31 protein-coding genes and 1 pseudogene are annotated in these 23,350 nt (G+C 32.4%); 12 read left to right on the forward strand and 20 right to left on the reverse strand.

Annotated features, from left to right (window positions below; all coding sequences use genetic code 11):
• The first annotated feature begins 133 nt into the window (after positions 1 to 133).
• The 4 genes from metA to LPC09_RS15615 all read left to right on the forward strand — a co-directional run bounded on the left by metA (position 134) and on the right by LPC09_RS15615 (position 3,785).
• Positions 134 to 1,042: a homoserine O-acetyltransferase MetA gene (gene metA, locus LPC09_RS15600; RefSeq protein WP_098797427.1), complete on the forward strand. Its 909-nt coding sequence runs from the start codon at positions 134 to 136 to the stop codon at positions 1,040 to 1,042.
• Between the two features lie 219 nt (positions 1,043 to 1,261).
• The gene (locus tag LPC09_RS15605; protein WP_442920043.1) at positions 1,262 to 2,419 is read left to right on the forward strand and encodes a diglucosyl diacylglycerol synthase; all 1,158 of its coding nucleotides are present in this window, start codon (positions 1,262 to 1,264) and stop codon (positions 2,417 to 2,419) included.
• A gap of 45 nt (positions 2,420 to 2,464) precedes the next feature.
• On the forward strand, positions 2,465 to 3,460 hold the full coding sequence (locus LPC09_RS15610; protein WP_231307728.1) for a metal-dependent hydrolase: 996 nt from the start codon (positions 2,465 to 2,467) through the stop codon (positions 3,458 to 3,460).
• A 172-nt stretch (positions 3,461 to 3,632) separates the two neighbouring features.
• Complete coding sequence (locus LPC09_RS15615; RefSeq protein ID WP_162987399.1) at positions 3,633 to 3,785, forward strand: hypothetical protein; 153 nt, start codon at positions 3,633 to 3,635, stop codon at positions 3,783 to 3,785.
• Positions 3,786 to 3,835: 50 nt separating this feature from the next.
• On the opposite strand, the gene LPC09_RS15620 is transcribed toward LPC09_RS15615, so the two are convergent.
• Together LPC09_RS15620 and LPC09_RS15625 are read right to left on the reverse strand one after the other, a co-directional pair.
• Positions 3,836 to 4,102, reverse strand: a complete 267-nt coding sequence (locus tag LPC09_RS15620) for a phosphocarrier protein HPr (protein ID WP_098797430.1) — start codon at positions 4,100 to 4,102, stop codon at positions 3,836 to 3,838.
• A gap of 143 nt (positions 4,103 to 4,245) precedes the next feature.
• Positions 4,246 to 4,500: a hypothetical protein gene (locus LPC09_RS15625; RefSeq protein WP_231307729.1), complete on the reverse strand. Its 255-nt coding sequence runs from the start codon at positions 4,498 to 4,500 to the stop codon at positions 4,246 to 4,248.
• Between the two features lie 282 nt (positions 4,501 to 4,782).
• Between LPC09_RS15625 and cspD the strand changes: the two genes are divergently transcribed.
• Positions 4,783 to 4,983 carry a cold-shock protein CspD gene (gene cspD / locus LPC09_RS15630; protein WP_046590248.1) on the forward strand — a complete coding sequence of 67 codons (201 nt, stop codon included), beginning with the start codon at positions 4,783 to 4,785 and terminating at the stop codon, positions 4,981 to 4,983.
• Positions 4,984 to 5,127: 144 nt separating this feature from the next.
• Here the strand turns inward: cspD and LPC09_RS15635 are convergent, their stop codons facing one another.
• Positions 5,128 to 5,328, reverse strand: a complete 201-nt coding sequence (locus LPC09_RS15635) for a hypothetical protein (RefSeq protein ID WP_098797432.1) — start codon at positions 5,326 to 5,328, stop codon at positions 5,128 to 5,130.
• Positions 5,329 to 5,525: 197 nt separating this feature from the next.
• On the opposite strand from LPC09_RS15635, the gene LPC09_RS15640 reads away from it, so the two are divergent.
• Positions 5,526 to 5,792, forward strand: coding sequence for a DUF2564 family protein (locus LPC09_RS15640; RefSeq protein ID WP_098797433.1), 267 nt, complete (start codon positions 5,526 to 5,528; stop codon positions 5,790 to 5,792).
• A gap of 112 nt (positions 5,793 to 5,904) precedes the next feature.
• Here the strand turns inward: LPC09_RS15640 and LPC09_RS15645 are convergent, their stop codons facing one another.
• Together LPC09_RS15645 and LPC09_RS15650 are read right to left on the reverse strand one after the other, a co-directional pair.
• Complete coding sequence (locus LPC09_RS15645) at positions 5,905 to 6,081, reverse strand: zinc-finger domain-containing protein (protein ID WP_231307730.1); 177 nt, start codon at positions 6,079 to 6,081, stop codon at positions 5,905 to 5,907.
• A complete protein-coding gene (locus LPC09_RS15650; RefSeq protein ID WP_331275776.1) occupies positions 6,074 to 6,760 on the reverse strand; it encodes a reverse transcriptase-like protein in 687 nt (228 codons plus the stop codon). The genes LPC09_RS15645 and LPC09_RS15650 overlap by 8 nt, the downstream gene beginning before the upstream one ends.
• A 228-nt stretch (positions 6,761 to 6,988) precedes the next feature.
• Here LPC09_RS15650 and LPC09_RS15655 point away from each other — a divergent pair, with 228 nt between their 5' ends.
• Both LPC09_RS15655 and LPC09_RS15660 read left to right on the forward strand, forming a co-directional pair.
• Positions 6,989 to 7,378, forward strand: a complete 390-nt coding sequence (locus LPC09_RS15655) for a reverse transcriptase-like protein (RefSeq protein ID WP_231307732.1) — start codon at positions 6,989 to 6,991, stop codon at positions 7,376 to 7,378.
• Positions 7,379 to 7,406: 28 nt separating this feature from the next.
• Positions 7,407 to 8,312, forward strand: a complete 906-nt coding sequence (locus LPC09_RS15660; protein ID WP_231307733.1) for a DMT family transporter — start codon at positions 7,407 to 7,409, stop codon at positions 8,310 to 8,312.
• 20 nt (positions 8,313 to 8,332) lie between these two features.
• Here LPC09_RS15660 and LPC09_RS15665 read toward each other — a convergent pair whose 3' ends face one another.
• Positions 8,333 to 8,599 carry a DUF6123 family protein gene (locus tag LPC09_RS15665; RefSeq protein WP_098797438.1) on the reverse strand — a complete coding sequence of 89 codons (267 nt, stop codon included), beginning with the start codon at positions 8,597 to 8,599 and terminating at the stop codon, positions 8,333 to 8,335.
• 132 nt (positions 8,600 to 8,731) lie between these two features.
• Between LPC09_RS15665 and sspL the strand changes: the two genes are divergently transcribed.
• Positions 8,732 to 8,872, forward strand: a complete 141-nt coding sequence (gene sspL, locus LPC09_RS15670) for a small, acid-soluble spore protein L (protein WP_098797439.1) — start codon at positions 8,732 to 8,734, stop codon at positions 8,870 to 8,872.
• A gap of 117 nt (positions 8,873 to 8,989) precedes the next feature.
• On the opposite strand, the gene LPC09_RS15675 is transcribed toward sspL, so the two are convergent.
• The 11 genes and pseudogenes from LPC09_RS15675 to LPC09_RS15725 form a co-directional block, all read right to left on the reverse strand.
• Entirely contained in the window at positions 8,990 to 10,573 is a 1,584-nt protein-coding gene (locus tag LPC09_RS15675) for an IS1182 family transposase (protein WP_231307734.1), read from the reverse strand.
• A gap of 365 nt (positions 10,574 to 10,938) precedes the next feature.
• Positions 10,939 to 11,837: pseudogene (locus tag LPC09_RS15680) on the reverse strand (5'-3' exonuclease).
• A 183-nt stretch (positions 11,838 to 12,020) separates the two neighbouring features.
• Positions 12,021 to 12,158: a hypothetical protein gene (locus tag LPC09_RS15685; protein ID WP_098796082.1), complete on the reverse strand. Its 138-nt coding sequence runs from the start codon at positions 12,156 to 12,158 to the stop codon at positions 12,021 to 12,023.
• A gap of 105 nt (positions 12,159 to 12,263) precedes the next feature.
• Positions 12,264 to 12,530 (reverse strand): DUF2533 family protein, encoded by a 267-nt coding sequence (locus LPC09_RS15690; RefSeq protein ID WP_231307735.1) that lies wholly within the window; start codon positions 12,528 to 12,530, stop codon positions 12,264 to 12,266.
• A complete protein-coding gene (locus LPC09_RS15695) occupies positions 12,523 to 12,711 on the reverse strand; it encodes a hypothetical protein (RefSeq protein WP_231307736.1) in 189 nt (62 codons plus the stop codon). Before LPC09_RS15695 ends, LPC09_RS15690 begins: the two co-directional genes overlap by 8 nt.
• Before the next feature lie 70 nt (positions 12,712 to 12,781).
• Positions 12,782 to 16,372 (reverse strand): dynamin family protein, encoded by a 3,591-nt coding sequence (locus tag LPC09_RS15700; protein WP_231307737.1) that lies wholly within the window; start codon positions 16,370 to 16,372, stop codon positions 12,782 to 12,784.
• Between the two features lie 356 nt (positions 16,373 to 16,728).
• On the reverse strand, positions 16,729 to 17,283 hold the full coding sequence (locus tag LPC09_RS15705; protein WP_231307738.1) for an isoprenylcysteine carboxyl methyltransferase family protein: 555 nt from the start codon (positions 17,281 to 17,283) through the stop codon (positions 16,729 to 16,731).
• Entirely contained in the window at positions 17,284 to 18,381 is a 1,098-nt protein-coding gene (locus LPC09_RS15710; RefSeq protein ID WP_231307739.1) for a type III polyketide synthase, read from the reverse strand.
• A 225-nt stretch (positions 18,382 to 18,606) separates the two neighbouring features.
• On the reverse strand, positions 18,607 to 19,146 hold the full coding sequence (locus LPC09_RS15715; protein WP_442919989.1) for a GNAT family N-acetyltransferase: 540 nt from the start codon (positions 19,144 to 19,146) through the stop codon (positions 18,607 to 18,609).
• Positions 19,147 to 19,230: 84 nt separating this feature from the next.
• Positions 19,231 to 19,638 carry a VWA-like domain-containing protein gene (locus tag LPC09_RS15720; RefSeq protein ID WP_098796088.1) on the reverse strand — a complete coding sequence of 136 codons (408 nt, stop codon included), beginning with the start codon at positions 19,636 to 19,638 and terminating at the stop codon, positions 19,231 to 19,233.
• An 84-nt stretch (positions 19,639 to 19,722) separates the two neighbouring features.
• A complete protein-coding gene (locus tag LPC09_RS15725) occupies positions 19,723 to 19,947 on the reverse strand; it encodes a methionine aminopeptidase (RefSeq protein ID WP_231307740.1) in 225 nt (74 codons plus the stop codon).
• Between the two features lie 280 nt (positions 19,948 to 20,227).
• Here LPC09_RS15725 and LPC09_RS15730 point away from each other — a divergent pair, with 280 nt between their 5' ends.
• Positions 20,228 to 20,677 (forward strand): hypothetical protein, encoded by a 450-nt coding sequence (locus tag LPC09_RS15730; protein WP_231307741.1) that lies wholly within the window; start codon positions 20,228 to 20,230, stop codon positions 20,675 to 20,677.
• Positions 20,678 to 21,057: 380 nt separating this feature from the next.
• On the opposite strand, the gene LPC09_RS15735 is transcribed toward LPC09_RS15730, so the two are convergent.
• From LPC09_RS15735 to LPC09_RS15745, 3 genes are all read right to left on the reverse strand, one after another.
• Entirely contained in the window at positions 21,058 to 21,297 is a 240-nt protein-coding gene (locus LPC09_RS15735) for an HPr family phosphocarrier protein (RefSeq protein WP_231307742.1), read from the reverse strand.
• 123 nt (positions 21,298 to 21,420) lie between these two features.
• Positions 21,421 to 21,798 carry a PH domain-containing protein gene (locus LPC09_RS15740; protein WP_231307743.1) on the reverse strand — a complete coding sequence of 126 codons (378 nt, stop codon included), beginning with the start codon at positions 21,796 to 21,798 and terminating at the stop codon, positions 21,421 to 21,423.
• Positions 21,799 to 21,950: 152 nt separating this feature from the next.
• A complete protein-coding gene (locus tag LPC09_RS15745) occupies positions 21,951 to 22,220 on the reverse strand; it encodes a hypothetical protein (protein WP_231307744.1) in 270 nt (89 codons plus the stop codon).
• Between the two features lie 258 nt (positions 22,221 to 22,478).
• Here LPC09_RS15745 and LPC09_RS15750 point away from each other — a divergent pair, with 258 nt between their 5' ends.
• Both LPC09_RS15750 and LPC09_RS15755 read left to right on the forward strand, forming a co-directional pair.
• Positions 22,479 to 22,679 (forward strand): cold-shock protein, encoded by a 201-nt coding sequence (locus LPC09_RS15750; protein WP_098796095.1) that lies wholly within the window; start codon positions 22,479 to 22,481, stop codon positions 22,677 to 22,679.
• A gap of 341 nt (positions 22,680 to 23,020) precedes the next feature.
• Positions 23,021 to 23,239: a helix-turn-helix domain-containing protein gene (locus tag LPC09_RS15755; protein WP_231307745.1), complete on the forward strand. Its 219-nt coding sequence runs from the start codon at positions 23,021 to 23,023 to the stop codon at positions 23,237 to 23,239.
• The last annotated feature ends 111 nt before the right edge of the window (positions 23,240 to 23,350 follow it).

Consider the following 23,350-nt stretch of genomic DNA (forward strand, 5'->3'; position numbering starts at 1 on the left):
AGAAAAACTATTATTTGAAATATATAAATTGAATTATTTTTCTAAACTTTCTATAATAAAGAATCAGTCATTTATCATATTTATCAATTATTATTATGACAAAAATATAAAGCTTATTTCGGAGGTGTTTTCTTTGCCAATCAATATTCCAAATCACTTACCAGCGAAAGAAATCCTTGAACAGGAAAATATCTTTATTATGGATGAAAATAGAGCATACTCTCAGGATATACGTCCTTTAAATATTATCATTCTAAATATCATGCCTGAAAAAGAAAAAACAGAAACACAGTTGTTACGACTATTGGGTAACTCACCATTACAGTTAAACATTACTTTTTTACGTCCTGAAACACATAAATCAAAAACAACTGCAATAGAGCACTTAAAGGAATTTTATACAACTTTTAGACATATCCAGCATAAAAAGTTTGATGGGATGATTATTACTGGTGCACCAATTGAGCATTTGGAGTTCAATGAAGTCTCATATTGGCCTGAACTTCAAACAATTATGGACTGGACTAGAACAAATGTTACCTCAACTTTACATATTTGTTGGGGTGCCCAAGCAGGACTTTACCATCACTATGGCGTAAATAAATATCAATTGGATAAAAAATGCTTTGGAATTTTTGAGCATGAAATTGTAGATCCAACAGTAAAATTGGTAAGAGGTTTTGATGACCTTTACTTTGTTCCACACTCTAGACATACAGATGTATTAAAAGAGGAAATTGAACGAGTTGAAGAGCTTCAAATTCTTTCTTATTCCGATAAAGCAGGAGTTTGTTTAGTGATGTCACAGGATGGTAAACAAATCTTTTTAACAGGGCATCCTGAATATGAATTAACTTCATTAAAAGATGAATATGAACGTGATCTTTCAAAGGGCCTGGAAATCGAGATGCCAGAAAATTATTTTAAAAATAACGATCCTAAAAATAGACCAATACAGTGTTGGAGGTCACATGCGAACCTACTGTTTGTGAATTGGCTGAACTATTACGTATACCAAGAAACACCGTATATTTGGGATTGAAAGTCTCGCAAACTATTTATTTAACCACAAATTCATTTAAAAATTCAATATTTTTTACAACCACTTTACATCTTAAGAAATACTTAATAATTGCTTTATAAAAAAGTAATAATTATATGGTAATCTTTAAGACAAATTGAGTTCATATTTTACATATAGTTTGATATGAACTTTTTTTCTTGTACTGATCCGTTTCTTTACTAGATTGAGGTGAAAATGTTGAAAAGAAATTCGAAGGTGTTAATTTTGACAGCTAAATATGGCAATGGTCATGTTCAAGTTGCAAAGACATTAGAAGATAAGTGTAAGCAGATGGGTTTTAGCAAGGTAATCGTGTGTAATCTTTACTCGGAATCTTTTCCCGTTTTTTCAGAAATTACCCAATACTTATATTTAAAAAGTTTCTCAATCGGAAAACAATTTTATCGCCTTTTTTACTACGGAGTTGATAAAATTTATAACAAAAGAATGATGAACCTGTATTTTAAAATGGGGCACAAACGTTTGCATCAAATCGTGACAAGTGAACAACCCGACATGATTATTAATACCTTCCCTATGATTGTTGTTCCTGAATATCGTCGTAAGACTGGTACGGTGATTCCCACGTTTAATGTCCTAACTGACTTTTGTTTACACAGAATTTGGGTTCATGAAAATATTGATAAATATTATGTTGCTACAAATCATGTCAAAGAGAAACTTTTACAACTTGGCATCCATCCAAGCACAATAAAAGTTACAGGAATACCTATCCGTAAACAATTCGAAGAAAAAATGGATTTAAACGAAATCTATGAAAAATACAAGTTAGATCCTGATAAGAAAACATTACTTATAGTTGCAGGTGCACATGGAGTTTTAAAAAATGTTAAGGAATTATGCCAGTCGTTTATTAACCAAAGTGAACATATTCAAACCATCGTTGTTTGTGGAAATAATACTTTACTAAAAGAAACGCTGGATCCTCTCGCTACTCAGTATCCTGAGCAATTTAAAGTATTAAGTTATGTTGAGCGAATTGATGAGTTATACCGTGTTGCTTCATGCATGATAACAAAGCCAGGAGGTATTACTCTAACAGAAGCAACTGCAATTGGGTTACCTGTTGTCCTTTTTAAACCTGTTCCTGGTCAAGAAAAAGAAAATGCCCACTTTTTTGAAGATAATTCTTCAGCAATTATTATTAATCAAATTGAGGATATTTTTGATGAAGTAAATCAATTATTGGCAGATGATCAAAAGTTACAAAAAATGAGAGACAATATTAAAAAGCTACATGTACCTAATTCTTCAGATCTTATTATTGAGGATATGATAAAAGAAGCTTCTTACATTAGAGATAAAAAAGTAATGGCGGGCTCCGTAAACTATTAGTATCTAAAACGGATGAGAGGTTTACCTTACTATCTGGAGGCTGAAATGGATACAAGTACTCACATAATAATGGGATTTGGCTTAGCTGGTTTAGCTTATATTGATCCTGCTGTTGCGGGTAGTCCTGAATTAGCACAAGCTATTATGATTGGTACGGTCATAGGATCAAATGCACCAGATTTTGATTACGGAATTAAACTTTTAAAAGGTAATGGTATGTATATTGAGCATCATAGAGGTGCCTCTCATTCCATCCCTGCCCTTTTTCTTTGGACAGTACTTATTTCATGTATTACGTTTCTCTTTTTTAAGGACGTTTCATTCTATCCTTTACTTTATTGGACTTTTTTAGCAGTTATCTTACATGTTGGATTTGATATTTTAAATGCTTATGGTACCCAAGCTGCAAGACCATTAACAAAAAATTGGTTGTCATTAAACTTTGTCCCGTTATTTGATCCATTTATCATCTTGGTTCACCTCATTTGTTTTTCATTTTGGACTATTGGATTTCATTCTGGATTTGTATTTTTATGGGGATATATCGTGATTATTGGTTATCTTGTTGTTCGTTTTTACATATCACTAAAAAACAAAAAACAAGTTATTCAATCGATGGATATGAAAGGAATTTGTACAATTGTTCCAACTATATGGCTTCGCAAATGGCATGTTGTGTTCGAAACAGATCAAATTTATTATGTTGGTATTCTTGATAAAAATGGTCTTCACCTTATCCATACTTTCGAAAAACATAATCAACTTTGCCCTTATATTATTGCTTCCCTGGACGATCATAATGTAAAACATTTTCTAGCAAATTCAGGGCATGTTCATGCTATGTATGTTCCTCATCCAAAAGGATATGAAGTCCGTTGGATTGATTTAAGATTTCGTCATAATCATCATTACCCATATATGGCAGTGGTTAAACTTGATAAGAATCTTCAAATTATCTCTTCATATACAGGGTGGATTTATCAGTCAAAGAAACTTCAACAAAAGCTTGTACCCTCAAAAACCAATGCTGTACAAATGTAGCGGTATTTCTCTAAAAATGTCCGATTTTTTGACCGGACATTTTTTCTTTCATTTAAAGTGATCTTATGTTTAAGGAATATATTTTCACATTCAACAAAAAATAACTTCTGTATGATAAATCATTACTCATACATAAATTAGGAAATGTTTTCTTAAAAAGAGGAGGATTATGATGACAAAAAAATATAATAAAGGTAGTAAAAATCAAAACTCGCCACAAAACGGAATGAATCAAATGGAGTTTGCTGAAGAACATATTGCCGGAGACAATAGCAAAGGAAACAAACGAAATAAAGATCAAAGAGACAAAACAAGAATGGAATAAAGAAATTATCACATGCAAAAGGCGGGTTATCCCCGCCTTTTAACCCTTTATTACTCTCCTAGGCCTTCTGTAGTAATAGCGCGTTCAACAGCTTCTAGTGCTGCTTGTTCATCGCTTCCACTTGCTGTAATTGTCACTTTTGTTCCTTTAGAAATACCAAGTGACATTACGCCCATAATTGATTTTAGGTTAACTGTACGACCATTAGCCTCTAAGTTAACATCAGCTGTAAATGAATTTACTGCATTCACTAAAGCTGTTGCTGGTCTAGCGTGTAGACCTGCTTCACTTGTGATTGTAAACGATTTTTCTACCACTTTTAAATCTCCCCTTCACATTAGCACTTTGGAAAGATGATTATGTATTCATCTTTACTCGCCAAAATCTTTACATGTATCATCATTATTATAAACTTTTTTTAAAAAAAGTGAACTAAATTTTCCATTAACTATTGTCTCTTTTAGCCTACTTTATATACATGATCTACTGGTATTTCATGATGTATATGTAAGGTAATAGTATCTGTGTTCATTCGTTCTACAACGATAAAATTTTCTTCATGATCTTGTATTAAAATGATGGAAGATTTTCTCAAATACAGTAATTTATCTCCTACGTTAATAATAGCTTGATAAGCCCTATTAAACTCTAAATCATCTATTTTTTTTGAGGATGTAATAATGATGCTATTTCCATTTAAATCAAACTTACGCATTAAGATCCACTCCACCCTTTTTAATCATTATATGCTTGTTTTATGTAAGTATTATCTATTCCATAAATGTAAGTTTCTGAAAGATTTGTTAAAACATTTTTCTTGACCTTGACGGTTATCTTTAGATTGGTGTATAGTTAAATTATCATTAAGCTGAGTATATATTGTAATAATACATCTCAGAAATCTATCATCCTTGTTAAAAATCTACATATCATATTCATTAATGATAAAATTTTTTTTAGCACCACCCGTGCTACAGTATTAGGAGGATTAAGTACTATGCAAAACGGTAAAGTAAAATGGTTTAACAATGAAAAAGGGTTTGGATTCATCGAAGTTGAAGGCGGAGACGATGTATTCGTACACTTCACTGCAATCCAAGGTGATGGTTACAAATCATTAGAAGAAGGTCAAGAAGTTTCCTTTGAAATCGTTGAAGGTAACCGCGGACCACAAGCTGCTAACGTTACAAAGTTATAATCACAAGATTTCACACATGTGATTTAACCATAAACAACTAGATATAAAAGAGGCTGGATTTTTCAGCCTCTTTTTTGCGTTTATTATTATGTAACCAATCGTTGGAAAATATGACTTGACCTTCAGTTTTTATTTGCTCTCCTTTTATTTTGTCATGCCGGACTTCTGACTGATCAATAAATATTCAATTGCTTTAACATTTTGCTTAATACTTTTTTCAATTCTACTAACCTCATTTGAATTGAATATATTTGCGTTGTTCGCTATAAAGACCAATTTGTCAAGATCTTTATAAATTTCAGAAAATGCTTCTTTAATAGATGAATCTAACGGCTCAGTTGCCATAGTGAATCTCTCCTCCACCAATAAAATTTTGACAGATATCTAGTCAAAATGATTTATATTAATCCTATATTTTTACAATATTTAATCCTATTTTCATTTTAACATGACACCTTCATTTGTCATAGAAAATAATTTTGTTTTTTTTAACGAATATTTCATGTTAATAATTCAAAAACTAATGATTGGAGGTGTTTTTTATGGATCAAATAAATCATACTGGATTAATTAGTGGAATGAATGATTTAGGACAACTTGAAGCATCTGTAAAAGCAGCACAAAAAATGGTTGGAGCTGCAACGATGCAATTAGATCCGGAAGCTCTACAAAATGCAGAAAATGCAATAAGAGATGCGAAGGATATTATGAGTCGCACCAATGAGACAGGTGTTGATTCAGATTTTGTGAATAAACAGCAACAACTGTTACAACAGTGTGAGCATCAATTATCAGAAGCTAGAAAATAAATGATTAACTACAAAAAAATCCGCTAAATAGCGGATTTTTTTGTTATCAAAAGGTGTTTTATTTACTATAGGTTATGATTTGCTTCTTGCTTTTGTTTGTAACTGTAACATGTTACAACAACTTCTTGCCAACTTCTTTTATTTTCTCACCAACAGTACATTTATTAATACAAAAAGAATGGGCAAAGCTTTTTCCATACTCTTCTCTAAAATGCTTTTTTAATAAGCAATTCACACAATAAGTATCAATGATTTCACTAAGTTCTTGGAGTGTTTGCTTTTTACTCATGTTCTTCAACGTCCTCATTTATGATCATTTTACTACTAATTTCGATTCCTTCCATCGCTTGAGTTGCTAGCTTATCTGCTTCTGTATTTTCTTTTCTCGATACTGGCTCATAGGATGCTGTTATTTTCAGTTTTTTTAATTTGCTTTCTATGCGATCTAGCCAATTATTAAATTCTTCTTCATAACAAGGCCATTCACCTGATAGTTGGTTTAATACTACTTGCGAGTCACCTTTGAACAATACTTTTTGTTTCGTTATTCCGTTTTCCTCTAGAACATCCACCAAATAATGAAAGGCAGCATATTCTGCTTCATTGTTTGATTCCATTTCTTCTGCTTTTTCATTCATTCGAATTCGATATCGATTTCCACTTTGCGTGTAATAAACCACTGCACCGAATCCAGCTAATTTTGTGCTTTTATGAAATCCACCATCAAAAAAGGCAACAACATCATGTGGTTCATCTTTAACAATTTCTTTTAATTTTTTAAGTTCCTTAAGAGTCCATGACTGGCCATCCTCTGAGAAAAATGAAAGGTTCTTTACTCTTCCTGTTTGAAGAAAGTCCTCAGCCAAAACAATGGATTCGTTTAAAGAATGATATTCTGTTGTTATCATTGTTTCTAATTTTCTTTTTGTTTGATAAGTCCATTCTATGCGATAATTCAATAGATTCACTCCTGAAATTTCTGTTAATTTTAAGGGGAAATCTTGATGTTTCTATATCACTAATATCATCAAAACCGTTTCGAATAATTCTTCCTATAACTAATGTAGTCAATATGCTATAATCATATTCGATTTATTCTACTCGTGTTTGTTTTTATCAATTCCTTTATGATAATGCTATTTATTTTACCATCGTTTTAGTATTTAATGAAATATTTTAATTTTGGAGGTGTTTGTTTGATTGAAGTATATGTAGATGGAGCCAGTGCAGGTGATCCAGGTTTATCTGGTGCAGGAATCTTTATAAAAGGACATGGTACGGCCGAACAATACTCTTTACCTTTAGGATCTATGACAAATCATGAAGCAGAATATCATGCATTGATTAAAGGAATGGAGATTTGTTTGAATCAAGGATATAAAGTCGCTTCTTTTAGAACTGATTCACAACTTGTGGATCGAGCATTTGAAAAACAATTTGTTAAGAATAACAATTTTGCTCCTCTTTTAGAAAAGGTAATGAAGCTTTCTAATCAATTTGATTTGTTCTTCTTAAAATGGATTCCTAGTAAAGAAAATAAAGTCGCCGACCAGTTAGCCAGAAGTGCTATTTTGAAACAATCTTAGTTTATACTGAAAGAAAGAAGTGAAATAAATGAAAAGAACGTTAGTAGCAGATGCAAGTCTGTTATTTGTAGCATTTATTTGGGGAGCAACCTTTGTGATTGTTCAAAATGCAATTGAATTTATACCACCTAATTTGTTTAATGGAATTCGCTTTTTAATTGCGGCAGCCCTACTATCATTATTTCTTTTTAAAATCCCTAAAGGTTGGTTATCTAAAGAATTGCTTAAATCAGGAGTATTTTTAGGAATATTTTTATTTATTGGATATAGTTTTCAAACTGTTGGTCTGATGTATACAACATCCTCAAAAGCCGGATTTATTACAGGTCTAAGCGTTATGGTAGTTCCTTTATTATCTGTATTTATCTTAAAGGAAAAACCAAACTTTGTTGTATTTATCGCTGCTGGTGTAGGAACAATAGGCTTGTACTTTCTTACTGTTGCAGGATTATCCCAAATGAATATAGGTGATGGTCTTGTATTGATTTGTGCTATTGGGTTTGCCCTTCATATTGTTTATACAGGAAAATTTTCAAACAAACATAAAGCACTACCCTTAACTATCATTCAGCTCTTAACTGTCTCTCTATTAAGCTTTATAAGCGCTGGTTTATTCGAGAGATCATCAATTGTATCAACCGCTTTATTAAATATGGACGTTTTGATTGCGTTAGCTGTTACATCGATACTGGCAACTGCTCTAGCCTTTTTACTCCAAACTAAGTTTCAACAAATTACCACAGCCGCAAGAGTAGCGCTGATTTTTGCTATGGAACCAGTATTCGCTGCTTTAACAGCCTTTCTTTTAATTAACGAACGTTTAACTACAAATGGTTTAATTGGCTGCTTCCTTATTTTTTTAGCCATGATTGTTTCAGAATTGCCTAATATGAAAATACTTAAAACATCGATTAATCAAGAAACTAGTCTTTAAGCCCTAAGCTTAAAGACTTTTTACATTAAATTTAATGTTTGTATATGATGAAAAGCCTGTTTACGATTCAGTATGTCTTCTGCCTTAAATTGTTCTAATAATGAAATATAAAAAGAACCATCAAATTCTTTTTGTATTTTTAGTGTAAGCTCAATGGCAATAATGACAATTTCATCTGATGTATCTGTATACTGCTGTCCAAACTCAATGAAACCATAAGCTTCCTCACCTAGGATAAATCCTTTACTAGCTAAAAAGGTAACATAATCTCTAACTGTACGAGCCATCCTGTATTATTCATCCTTATCGAAATATGTAGTACTTTGATCATATCAAAAAAACGTCGACAAATTCCATCTTTTTTCGTCATAAATTTCTTTGTGGATTTTTGGTCATAATACAAATGGAGGTGACCGAACATGAGCAGTGAAAAAAAAGGTAATAATCGCGGAAGAAAAGCGCCAAGTGTTAACCCACAAGGTCATGCTAAAGATGTTGAATTTTCAACCGAGCCAAAAAGTAAACTTGAAAATGCAGCTAAGAAAAAAAATACGAAATAAAAAAGAGGGTGACTCAAAAGGTTGTTAAATAACGACCTTTTGAGCACCCTTTCTTTATTTTTTGCATAGAAACCAAATAAGTAGGATTTTTTAATGAAAAAGGGGTATTCCTCCCCCTTATTGGCATCCAATTTCCTCTTTTACTTTATTTCTTTTTATTGCTTTCTGCATTTTTTTACAGTTATGCGCAACGCAAAGAAGCCCCCATTCAATTGTATTTTTTTGGAGGCCACGCATCGAAAAGCGTCTGAACTGCTGATTATGTTTTATTTGTCCAAATACACTTTCCACATCACATTTTCGTTGACTATATAATTTTCTTCCTTCTTCACTCTGAAGACGTTCACGAATCTCTTTTCGTTGTCTTTGATTTTCTAGAGATATTGTAATTGTTTTTTGTTCTTTTCCTTTGGCACAAGTTTTTTGGAAAGGGCAGCCGGCACATTCAAAACATGAATATTTTCTTTTAATTGAAACATATTCATTTTCAGAAGTTTTTGAGGTTTCATACTGGAAAACAAGGCTTTGCTTGTTTGCACATATAAACTCATCTAGTTCCTCATCGTACTCCATATTTTCTACACGTTCGATTTTCTTTTTCCAGTTTCTTTTTTGTTCTTGATCAAATGTATTATATTTTATGTACGCTGTTCGTCCTTCTCTTTCTAAAAAGTCATAGTTTTCCTCACTACCATAACCAGAATCGGCAACTATTTTTTCTGGTTTCACTCCGTGCTCCTCCAGGTGTTGAAGATGAGGGATCAAGCAGCCTGGATCACCTGCTCTTTGATGTAGAGAGAAACCTGTAATAAATTGACCTTCTGTTCCTGTTTGTACATTATATCCTGGTTTTAACTGCCCATTTCGCATATGATCTTCCTTCATTCTCATAAAGGTTGCATCATTATCTGTTTTCGAGAAACTGTTTCTTCCATTGAAAAGTTGATTTTGTTCTTCATATTTCATTTTTCGAGGAAGATAGTCTTTCTTTAATAATCGAACAGCTTTTTTTGCCTCTTTATTTTTAGGTTCTGTCTCTAAATGCTTTTCTAACTTTTTAATACTTTCTTCAATCTGTTCTGAAGTAATAGGAGTTTCTTTCAGCTTTTCTTCTAGCCCCATGGAAGGGGCCGTCTTTTCCTCATTTTCAAGGATGTGCTCAATTTGTAAAGCGAGTTGACGATATTTATCATCTAAACTTTTTTCATATTTCTCTGTCGCTTTCCGCCAAACAAAAGTATACTGATTTGCATTTGCTTCAATCTTAGTCCCATCTACAAAATAGTGCTCCAGCTTGACTAATCCTTTTTCACGTAGTAACTCTACAATTGAGAAGAAGACTTGATAGATAATGTCTTTCATTCGCTCTGATCGAAACCGATTGATCGTACGAAAATCAGGAGTTTGACTACCGCTTAACCACATAAAGTAGATATTTTCGGTTAGTAACTTTTCCATTTGTCTTCCTGAATAAACTTTTTGTGTATAAGCATATATGATGACTTTAAGTAACATTTTTGGGTGATAGGATGGGCGTCCACCACCTTTGTAGGGTTGAACCAACAAAGTATCGTCTAGCTTTTCTACAGCTTCGTGAACAATGATAGATAAATGATTTTGAGGGATGAGAATTTCAAGGTCTAATGGAAGAACTAACTGATTCATGTTATAATTAACGAAAGAGATATGATCATATTTCATAAAAAAATCGTTCCTTTCTTGTATAAGGTGGTGTGGTAACTTCATTATACAAAATTGGACGATTTTTTTGTTTTAATTTTGTCTTTTAAAAAGCTGTTTTCGTAGATTGATGCAGATAAATATTATTTTAAATGGATAGTGGAATGGAGCGGAAGACACTTGACTCCTGCGGGAGGTAGAGGAAAGGCTGAGACCCCGCAGGCGAAGGCGAGGAGGCTCAGCTTCCTCCCCGCGGAAAGCAAGTGTCTGGAGCGCAATGTAACGAACCAGTTTTTATATTTAACTTTATTAAAAACACTTTTAAAAAAAGGCTAACCCAAAGGTCTAAAATCTAGACTTTTGGGTCAGCCCCTAAAATTTTAATATTATATAGCCTCTTTCACGTCAGTTACATTCTTTAGTAACTTTTGAATTCCTTTTAGTTCTAAATCCTTAATAATAGAAAATGCCTTTTCTTCGTCAATTTGAAAAATAGCATCTTCAAGTAAACATTCAAGAGGTGCTTGACAATTAATTTCGGCCAATTTTCTTGATAAAAGTAACATATCCAAATCATTTTCTATTTTTGTTTTTTGACCTTTGGTTAACTCTGAAACATTTTGCAACAGCACATCAATTGATCGATATTGAGTAATTAATTTAAATGCTGTTTTTTCCCCTATTCCTTTTACACCAGGATAATTATCACTTGGATCGCCCATTAACGCTTTAACATCAATTAACATACGAGGTTCGATTTGAAACTCTTCTATATATGAATCTTTTGTATAATGTTTGTAATTACCGATTCCTTTTTGAAGAATCAATACATCAACAGTATCATTTAAAAGCTGGAGGATATCTTTGTCACCAGTTATAATTGATACTTTCATATCAGCTTCATATGTTTTTGCAAGCGTTCCAATGCAATCATCAGCTTCATAACCTTCTATTCCCACGTTTGGAATATTTAATGCCGCTACAACTTCTTTTGCAAGGTCAAATTGTGGCTGGAGCTCTACTGGTGCCTCAGGTCTATTTGCTTTATAATCTGAAAAAATGTCATTTCTATAGGTTTTACTCCCCATATCAAGCAGCAGATAACATGTGTTGGTTTTGTATATTCTATAACAGAAATCAAATGCTTTAATAATCCTGAAATTGCATTTGTTGGTGTTCCTTTACTATTTATCATAAATTGCCCATATACAGATGTCGCAAAAAAAGAACGAAATAAAAGCGCCATGCCATCGACAATTAATAAATGTTGTTTGTTGTTTTTCATTGAAATCTCCTTTCAAACATAAAAAATAGATCGCTAGTTCCATTTGATTCATAGGTAAGTATAACATATATCTTTGAAGTAGGAGTTGGTACTTAGAGTTAATTTTGAGTGAGGTCATTGTAGGAGAAATTCACACCACAAAGAAGCCAGCATGAAACTAAAAGTTCCAAGCTGGCTTCTAGGCTAATCTTCTTTATTATCTCTGCTAAGTTTTAATGCTTCATGTTGAGCATATGATTCAAACTCAGTGTTAAAATCATTTTTCTTCTTTTTATTATTGTTGCGTTGTGCATTCGCATTTCCTAGTTTTGTTCGTCCCATTTCATTCACACCTTTCACTTTAATCAATCGAGATTAGTTTTCCACTTGAAAGGCATTTCAATCGGGTTTGTTCAAAATGGTGGTTGGAAATGCTAGGAAGAACCTTTATTTACCATATTTCTTCGCAACAAATTCTTCAACCATTTTCTTAGTCACAAGCTTCCGTGTTGGGACGATTCCCTTTGAAGCAAGCTCATTCATTTCTTTTGTTACAGTATTAATTTGCTCTACCTCAAAAGGCTTTGCATTCACACATAAGAAGATCGCTTCCTCAATAAGAGCTTCCCTTTTTTCTTCAAGCTTTAAATATGCTTGAATATGGTGATGTTGATTTTTACTATGTTGTGATATTGCTTCATGTACATTACTCAATGTTCTCACCTCGTTTTTCCATTAACCTCTTAACATGCTCCTTAGGGGTCCAGCAATTAAACGAATAAGTTGGCTTTGTCTCATATTTTAAACGAGTGCAGGTATAAAGCATAGAGTTGTTTTTTCGTAATGCCTCAAAATGAATACATGTAGCACAAACTTGATACGTTTTATAATCCATGCTCCTTCCCCCTACATGTTTTTGTTCATATCCATAGATTGTATCATAATTTTCCCAAGAAGAATTATATTTAAGCTAAAAGTCCAATAACTTGACTAAGATTGGATTGCTTTTGCTTTAAATAGCCTGTATCTTCAAATTGAATGTCAAGGAGAGCCTCAAAGCTTTCTTCTGTTTGAACCGTAATTTGCTGAATTAAACTTGATTGCATCTTCATTACTGTATTTTGATAATAGTCCGAAAATTGATGATTATAATTATCTAATACCATTGTGACAGGCTCATTAAATCTTTCTGTTAAATCCTCACCCATTATTTTCTTTTCATTTTTCTCAAAAAATGATTTTGTATTTTTAAATAATTTTAAGGAAGGCTTTAGCTTCGCTATCATATCACTAGAAAACTCAACTGATATATCAGGTGTTGAAATTTCTTCGAACTCAACACTAGCCAACGTAATGGATTGAGATTGTTTCTTAATGAGCTGAGATATTCTTATATATTCATCATCAAAAGTCTTCTTTATTACATTTTCAATTCGTAACGAAGTTGCTTGTAATTCTTGGACTAACTCAAACTCAACTGTTCTAACTAAATCGTTTAAGCAAATTTGTAAAGCGTGCTGTGTATCACTCGTTTGATGAAAAACACTTGGATGAAAGCTTTCTTTAAAAAATTCATTAAAACGGAAGAATAATCTTTGCTTTAAATAAAAGATTAGCTCCTCAATTTCCTGTGTGACAGTTTTTATTAGATGCTGATTTGTTACTTTTGTTAATTCTTCTTTTACTTTTTGCTTTTCATTCAGTAGACTTTTTCGTATTTGTTCTTTTTCAATTCCGCTCTTTTCAGCAGCATCGATTAACGATTCTATTCGTTCCTTCGAACGTCTTAAATCTTCCCTAATTGAAATGATTGTAGTGTTTGTAAGCTCTTCTTTAATAAAAGTATCAAATTGCTGTTTAAAAGTGGAATAGTCTTTTTCATTACTAAGGTTCTCAGAAAGAATATTTAAACTTGAAACTCCATAAAGACGAACATTTCGTATTTCATGCTTTAAGAATTGATCTTGAATATACGCTTTAACTAATTCAACTTCTTCTTCATCTTTCGCTAAATCAACTGCATTTATAATGAAGAACATTTTGTCTAATGTAAAAGAATCCTTTACCCTGCCTAGTTGCCTTAAAAATTCACGATCTCCTTTTGAAAAAGGATGGTTATAATATGTCACATAAAGAATGGCGTCTGCCTTTTTAATATACTGAAAGGCAACATCTGTATGACGTTTATGCAGAGAATCAGCACCAGGAGTATCAACTAATGTAATACCTGCTCTTGTGATTGGACAATCAAAGTAAACAATTACCTCCTCAACCAAACACGCTTTATTTTCATTCGCAACAAAATCTTTAAAGGTTTCTTTTGAAGAAGTAATTAGCAAACCTGATGTTGTTAAATTTTGATAATCAGGAAGAGCCGTTTTATATTTAGTTAACTGATCTTTTTCATGTTGATCTTTTCCTTGAAGATTTAGCACACTGTTTACAAATACATCAAATGTAGAAGTGTTCTTCTCACTTAAGGAAGGAATACTTTCTATTACTTCCTTTTGTAATGCTTCTTTAGACTTTAGTTTTACTTCCACTAAACCATGTTGCTTTTCATTTGTAACTGGTGCAATTTTATTTATTGTTGCAGTAGTTGGATTAGGAGAGGAAGGTAAAAGCCTCTCGCCAATTAATGCATTTGCAAAAGAAGATTTACCTGCACTAAAAGCCCCAAACAACGCAACTGTGAATGATCTGTTTTTATAGCTCTTAATTTTTCCTTCTAAGGAGTCAGTAAATTGCTTGAAGCCTCGAATATTTTCGAGTGCTTTTAACATATTCTCTGCCTGTTGAATAAATTCATCTCGATTCCCTAAAGACTGCTCTGCCTTTTGGACTTCTAAAACTGTCTCACTATCCTGAACTATACCATCAACAACTTCCTCAAGCTCAAGAGTTCTTACACTTTTCTTATAAAATTGGTTTTCTTCCAACCATTTTTGATCATCTAATGATTCAACAAGTTTTCCATGTCTAATCTTCAAGATATTTTCTTCATAGTTTGCCAGATTCTCAAATCTACATACTAAATCTTCAACTTTAGCCATCTCTGCTTTACAGTTAGTTAAATCCTTATAGACTGTGTCTAACTCACTTTGTCGACTATCTCTTACATAATCAATAATTTTCTGAAACAAGCTCATGACTTGTTGTTTACTATGTTTTTTTATTAATTCACTAACATCAGATGAATAAGTTAATACGTATTGGTTATTGTAAGAAGCCCCTGCTTTCATTGCATCCGTTATTATTTGCTCTGTTACTTTAACTGCAAATGATTGTACTTGTTGAATGACCTCTGGATCATGGATTTCATAAGTTTTTAGATAGTCTTTTAGTAATGACTGAAAATGCCAAGATATTTGAGTTTCGATGTTTTGTTTTAAACTTTCATACAACTCATTCTTTCTTCGTTCACGTTCTTGATCTGTTTTGGATTTTGAGAATAAAAACCCTACCTTAAATGCAGGGTCAACCGACTCTATATAGGCCGCTGCTTTCTCTCTTGTTTCATAAGGTATTAAATTTGCACTTTTTAAAATAGCTGACACTTTATCATTTGTTTCAACAGTTAAATTTTCAATTATTTTTTCTTCTTCATTTACTTTTTTCTCGATCAATTGTTTTTGCTCTTGTAGTGTGTTTAAACGATCACGAACTTCCTTTTCATCTACATCGGTTAAATTTAATTGCTCTTCATACTTCTCTATATGTTCTTTTATGACTTGTGTAACAGAATCATGAACATTTTGATCTATATAGCGCTTTTTATCCTCAACAATAACCTTAATAAGATCTTTTACTTGATCCAGTTGATTCGCTGGATGTTGGTCATCTTTTAATGTTGTAAAAAAGACATCTTGCGGATGTAATCCAACTTCAGCAAATGATTCTTCAATATGCTTTTTAAAATGGTTAAATTCAATTTCCTTTTCAACATGCTTATCAATTTGGTTTACAATAAGGAAAATCAATTTATTTCGATCTTTCATTTCTTTTATGAATGAAAGATTTTCCTCAGATTGAACATGGTTATAGTCTGTAACATAAAAAATGGTGTCGGCAATATGAAGCATGGACTCAGTTGATAACTTATGTGCTGCATCTGTAGAATCGATTCCAGGCGAATCCATAATCACAACATCTTCTTCAAGGTTTTGGTAAGGCTTTTTTATGGATATTCTTTCAATTTCGTCACCTTGCTTACAATATTCTTTCACTTGCTCAATTGAATAATCTCCCGCTAATTCAATACTTTCTTTTGCAGACGAATAAAGAGTGACTTGCTCTTGACCTTTTTCTAATAGTACTAAGTTAGCACTTGTTGGAATAGGGCTTGTTGGGAGTATTTGTTCATCTAAAAGCTTATTAATCATAGATGACTTACCAGCGGAAAAATGGCCAGCAAAGGCCACATATAGTTTCTGATGATAAAGCTTGTTAGCAAGCTCAACTAACTTATGAGCATTTTCAGTATCATGCTTTTTTATTTCATTATGAAGATTTATAACGATTTGCATTAAGTCTTTCGATTTTACAGCCGTTGTCATGATAATCCCCTTTGTCTCTATACATTTAATACCTTATATTTTACAGAATTTTATTATATTTTTCTATGCAAACTCATTTGTGTTTCTATACAAATTAATATCTTGGCTTTTCTAGATACATTAACAAAAAAATAAAGCCCACATTTCTGTGAGCTTTAAGCTTTTTGAGCATCTATATTCTTTAGTATGTAACCAATCAATACACTATAAGTAACAACGGTACAACCGACAAATAACATAGTCATATTCGCAGCAGACCTCCATATTTTGAGAATGATTTTCAATATAGATTCATTCTATCATCAATGATAATCATTTTCAATATCTCTCCCGAAATTTTTCGAAAAATCTGCTGATTATCTTTTATTAGGTAAAAACCTTGATTTTACTGTAAATACTTCTTGATAATTTGTATATGTTTGAAGCGCTTTTTCTTCAGCAGGTATTCTAATTGTCATCATGACTATATTTAGCATGGTAAATACTAATGATGTGACATATGCATCGAACAACAGAGGGATAATTAGGATTTCTACCGCAACTACAACATAATTTGGGTGTTTGATAAATTGATATGGTCCTTTTGAAACGACAATATCATTTGGAACGATAATGATCTTTGTATTCCAATAATGTCCGAGAGAAATTACAGACCAGTATCTCATTAATTGTGTTATAAGTAATATAGGTACTAACACAAACCAAAGCTCAGTTAAATCTTTATGAAATATAATTACCTCTAATAAAAGCGAGATAAGAAACAGGACGTGTAGGGATACAATAAATGGGTAATGTTTATTACCATGTTCCTCTCCTCCCCTATTTATCATCCACTTTTCATTCTTTTTCGCAATAAATAGCTCAGTAAGTCGCTGAACAATCAATAATGAAAATAAAAGATAAAACAACATTTATTTACCCTCCCACTTAACGAGTAGCATTTCAGAACTAAATCCTGGACCAAGTGCTCCAATTAAGCCATGTTCACCCGGTTTACCAACTTCACGTTTTAAATATTCTTCTAAAACATACATAACCGTTACTGATGACATATTTCCGTGTTTGATCAAGATTTCTTTTGAAATATGCAAATGATGTTCATTAAAACCTAGACCATCCATATACGCATCCAGCACCTTTTTACCACCAGGATGTGCAATAAAATGATTAATATCTTTTACTTCAAGGTCGTATTCCTTTAAGAAATCTATTACTTGCGGTTTCAACCATTTTTTAATAATAGAGGGAATGTCACGAGAAAAAACAACATATAAACCATTATTTTTAATATTCCATCCCATTACGTCTTCAGAATCTTTCATAAATGTCGATCTTGTCCCCAACAATTTTGGCAGTGAAGCCAATTTTGATCGTTTCTTCCAGTTCACATGACTTCCTGCGATACATGTACAGGCAACACCATCTGCAAACAATGACGTTCCAATCAAGTTGCTTTTCGTCTTATCGTCATGCTGAAAAGTAAGGCTACAAAGCTCAACAGAGATAACAAGAACCATTGCTTCAGGAAACGCCAGACAATATTCATATGCTCTGGACAATCCTGCTGCACCCCCAGCACACCCTAATCCCCAGATAGGGATTCGCTTAGTCGTTTCTTTAAAGGGTAAGCAATTCATAATTTTAGCATCAATACTAGGTGTGGAAATTCCTGTTGTACTAATAAAGAAAATCGCATCTATTTCTTTATAGTGAATGTCCTGCTGTAACAAGGTATGATTAGTTAAGCAATTTTTTACTGCCTCAACACCATATGTTACGGCTCTATCAATGTACAGTTCATTCTTTTCTTCAAATGTATGTGTTTGCTTATACCATTCAAGCGGTTCTGCAAATTGTCTTCTTTCTATTTCACCGTTTTTAAATACGGGTAGAAGTCGTTCTAGATCTTTAAAAGAGTCATGAAATATTTCTTTAGCAAACTCCACAGTTGTTTCCTGACTCATTTCATATTGTGGAATTGCCTTTCCAACAGATAACGCATAGACCATATTGGTTTTCACCTCATTTTCAATAAGGTTACTATCACCAACTTTGTCTAAAATTATCCATTTATATAAGTTTTTATGTAAAGTTACACAATTGCAAATTACCTTAACATATAAAAAAAGCCTTTCCCAATCAAAAGGGGAAAAGCTAACGTTTTAAAGGAGTTGTTGTTGTGCATCTTTATTATATATCATTTTTAGCTGTCACTCATTGAGAATTGTTGGAAATTACTTAAAGAAATATGCCATAAAAATCTCGTCATCATATTTTCCGTTAATTTTGACTTGATCCTTTTGTATACCTTCTTGTACAAATCCAAATCTTTCGTAAAGTTTATGAGCAAATCCATTTGACGCAAAAACAGTCAAACATAGTTTATGTAATTTATGGGTCTTACACCATTCAATCGTATATTTTAAAAGTTCTGTACCAATTCCCTTTCCTTGCGCTGCCTCAACTAACCATGTACGAAAGAGTCCAGTGTGTCTTTTCATTTCCAACTCTCCCCTAATAACTCGTGCAATACCTACTATTTGATGATTTATTTCTACTGAGACATACATATTATCTTGGTGAGCCATATGCTCTATAAATTTGATTTCATCCTGTATAGATCTAGCAGCTTCCTTTTGGATATAGGAACCAGAATTAATAATCTGTTCCACTGCACTAACGATTAATTCAGCATCTCTCTTTTCTACAGGTCGAAGGATAACTGTCTCGCCTGTTTTTGAGGTAAACTCTTTTATAACTGCTTTCTTATCCACGATAATGCCACCTTTGCTTTTCTCCTCTATAGAAAGGCTGACAATTTGTCAGCCTCTTCACTTTGGACCAATAAGTCAAACCATTTAAGCTACCCTGATTGCCTTTCCAAATGGTACTTTTGGAACAAATTCATCAGGTACCAACCAAAAAACTTCATTGTTTACCTGAAGTTCATCATAGAAATATCCAGTTACATCCGTTATATAAAAGAGGGTGTCTATTTCTTCTTTTTCAGCCCACTCAAGCACTTCTGTATACGAGGACTTTCCATGAGTATAATAAGTAATTTTATCTTCCTTAATAGGAGTAATGCTTCTTATCTTAAAGTCAGCTTGCACTAGTAATGCATTAGGGGTTACTTCTCCAAATAACTTAACAATATTTTGTATTAACAGTGTGTTCGTTTGATTTGTAGAAGTATCAATCGCTAGAGCTATTTTCTTTCCGTCTCGTTCCTTTAATTTAGAAAGTAATTGCTTTTGCCATTTCATTTCATATCTCCCCCTCACATTTTTTGTGAAGCCAAATCTATTTTTGCTCAAAAATCAGTTTACTATCCATTCTTAACAACTCATTTACTGATATTGGTCACCATTACCATTCCATTCTGCATATTGCCCAGTACCATTGCAACCTGGACAATCAAAAACCGCATCATACGTAGGTGTATAAACACTTGTTAAGGATGATGTAAAACCTCTTCCCCTGCAATCAGGGCACCTTCCTAAAGATTCCATATCAGCGCGAACTTTCTCGATTCTCGCCTGCTTCCATTCTGATAATCCACGAAGAAAATTCAATGGGTTCACCTCTTTTTCCTTAATATTCCTTACTATTCATCAAGAGGTGACATTTTAAACCTTTTCCCAAGAATTATTTTAAAGAGACCTGTTTAGAGTTCAATTTTAGGAATATTTAAACATGCAACATAAAGTAGGATCCGATAGTGTAAAATATGAGAAAAATGTTCTATAAAAATATCTACATATATGATTGAATTCTTATTAACAATTGTCGATTTTTTTTGTAAAATAAAAGAGTTTATTAATTTAATTTCTGGGGATAGAAGAGGGGATTATCGTGGCTGAATTAGCATTTAAAGAATATATGTTTAAAAAAGGAAGTAAAACTACGATTTATATGTACCAAAACAGTATTGAAATAATTCATGGTGGGTTTTTAGGGAAATTTAACAAAATAAAGTTAGTACAATATAAAAACATTGTTAATGTTTCAGTGAAAGAACCTGGATTTGCTTCAAATGGTTACATGTTCCTTGATTGTGGTAAAAATGATCATAAAAGTGAAAGACTTGAAAACACAATTGAGTTTTCCAAGCAAGAAAGAGAAATGGCAATAGAATTGAAGGAACTAATTGAAGAAAAGATTGTTGAAGTGAAAAATCAGAGAGTCGATTCTGCTGTTGATAATTTTGAAAAATTAAAGAAAATTAAAGAATTGTATGATTTAGACATTTTGTCAGAAGATGAATATCATGACCAGAAAGAACGTCTTTTAGAAAAGAACTAATTTATATGTAAAAGAGTGTCGGACCTCTCCTGCAATTCATTTGTTGGAGGGGTTGACACTTTCTTTTATTTTTTAAGTTATCTATTATTTTCCCATACTGTGTATTTTCCTGTGCCTTTACACGTATAACACTCTACATTACTCCCTATATAGTGCATTGGCACAATAACAACTCCATATCCACGACAATCAGGACATTTCCCAAGGTCCTTCATTTTTTCAATGTGATTTTTCCTTCTTTTTTCCATCCACCTAAACATCATGAATTTTTTTACCAATTGTATTCACCCATCCTTGATGTTTCCGTTTTTATAGAGTATTCAAGTTCTACGGACAAGGTGAATAAAAAAAGGTATTTCCTAATTAAGTTTTTAACACATTTATAAAAAAAGTTTAATGCATTCCTTTATGGCTTCTTCTTCATCCTCTCCAGCTGCTACAATTCGAATATTTGTTCCTGTTTGAATGGTTGCTAATAATCCTAATAAACTCTTAGCATCTGTTTTAAAGTTTGGTCCTACAATCATAATATCTGACTCAAATTTGTTTGCAATATTTGCCACTTCAATAAATGAGTTAACTGTAAAAAGACGTGTTATTGTTAGATCTTTAACTCGCATGTTTGTCTCCCTATTGTTAATTTATAAAAGATTATTTTTTCGTTTCTATATTCATGACAGGTTTTTTCATAAAAAGGCCTCCCTCTAAACGAACGGGAGACCTGCATGAGCTGCTTTATGATATTATCTTGCTACATATGATGCTAATGCTTTTTGTACATCATAAATGCTTTTATCTTTTTTGAATTGTTTCGAAACTGGATTTGCTGTACTAGAAATCCAAATTTTTAATTCTGCATCTAAATCAAAGCTACCAGCCGTTTCTACGCTAAAATGGGTGATGCTTTTGTATGGAATTGAATGATATTCCACTTTCTTCCCTGTTACTCCTTGCTTGTCAATAAGAATTAATCGCGTATTTGTAAAAACAATTAAATCTCGAATTAATTTATAAGCTTTTTCAATTTTTTCGTTATCAGTAACAATTACTTCTAATTCTTTTTCAACTGAACTGATATCAACTTCTGAGACATTACCCATTAGTCCGTCTAAAATACCCAAAATCATCCCTCCAGTATATTTCGTTATTGTAATAACTATTCTTTATTCCTTTATTACTTTCCTGCATAATTGATTATTTAACGTCTATACAATTACATCAGTCTGCTAAACCAGACCTGTTATTAACAAAAAACACTCCAATACCGGAAGTGTTAATCCATTAAGCCTTCATCAATGTATACTTCCATTCCCTCTTCTTCTAAGCATTCACCAAAATATTTTACAGCTTTTTTAAATTTATAGTTGAGAATATTTAGATCTTGATCTTCTACATCATACACAGCAATTACAGCACCGCTCACGTATAGGTTTATATAATCTTCTCTACCAGTTAAATGTGCCTTTATACTAAATTCCTGACCTTTTATAACTTGTTTATTTGTTTTTAACGCCTTAGATAATAATTCTTTTATTTCTTCCATTATAAGTCCTCCTGTAAGTTACTCTTTATTGGTTGTAACATATTTATTTGGTTAAGTACAATTTGGCAAATAAACCAGGTTCTGTAGAAGTTTTATTTTTCCTTATTTGCTTTTCTAAAAATTATCTGTTATGCTATAGAAGAATTATTTTTGTTCGGTCTGTAAGGAAAGAATAAGTGTTTAAACTTTTCGCCTTTGATATCTAATTGAGCAAGGATAGTAATAAATTGTGGTATTTCCACACAGGAGGCAACAATTATGCAACAAGGTACAGTAAAATGGTTTAACGCAGAAAAAGGTTTCGGTTTCATCGAAGTTGAAGGTGGAGACGATGTATTCGTACATTTCTCAGCTATCCAAGGCGAAGGATTTAAATCTTTAGACGAAGGTCAAAAAGTGACTTTTGAAGTTGAACAAGGTCAACGTGGACCACAAGCAACTAACGTAAACAAAGCATAATTTCAAATAAAAAAGGACCCGTAATACGGGTCCTTTTTTATTTGATTTTGTTATGGTTTAAACGCAATTAAAAAATCCCCACTCAAAAAAGAATGGGGAACTAAACTTGCTAAAAGGTATTTCAATGGTTAACTTAAGCATAGCACACAATTTGTATAATACCTAATTAAATTAATAAAATAATACAATACTTCTTATATTCATAATATTATTCTCTACCTTTCCTATTCAAAATATCACTTTCTAATGCCTGCTAATTAGTAAATTGGAAAATAATATGATGGAAAGTATCAATTCATTTCGTATTGTGCTATGCTTGATTAAGAAGCGAGGTGTCAAATTTGGCAGCGTATAAAGCAAAGAAAAGTAATCTTAAAGAATTATTAACCAAAAGTAACACTGAGCTTGATGTTCTAGCGAATAAAACAAATATTCCAGTAGAACAGTTAAATGACTATCTAGATAAAAAAGTCATGAATCTTAATAATGCAATGACAATTTCAAAAGAATTAAACTGTACAGTTGAAGATCTTTACGTTTGGAAAGTTTCCGGAGAGTGATTAATATTCGCTCTCTTTTTATTTGTTTAAGATGTTAATCATTAAAAAGGTTGCCTGCATTTCTAAGTTACAATTATGCTGGCAACCTTTTAACAGCTTTTTCTGTTTACT

The sequence above is a fragment of the Metabacillus sp. B2-18 genome (assembly GCF_021117275.1).
In the GTDB taxonomy this organism is placed as follows: domain Bacteria; phylum Bacillota; class Bacilli; order Bacillales; family Bacillaceae; genus Metabacillus.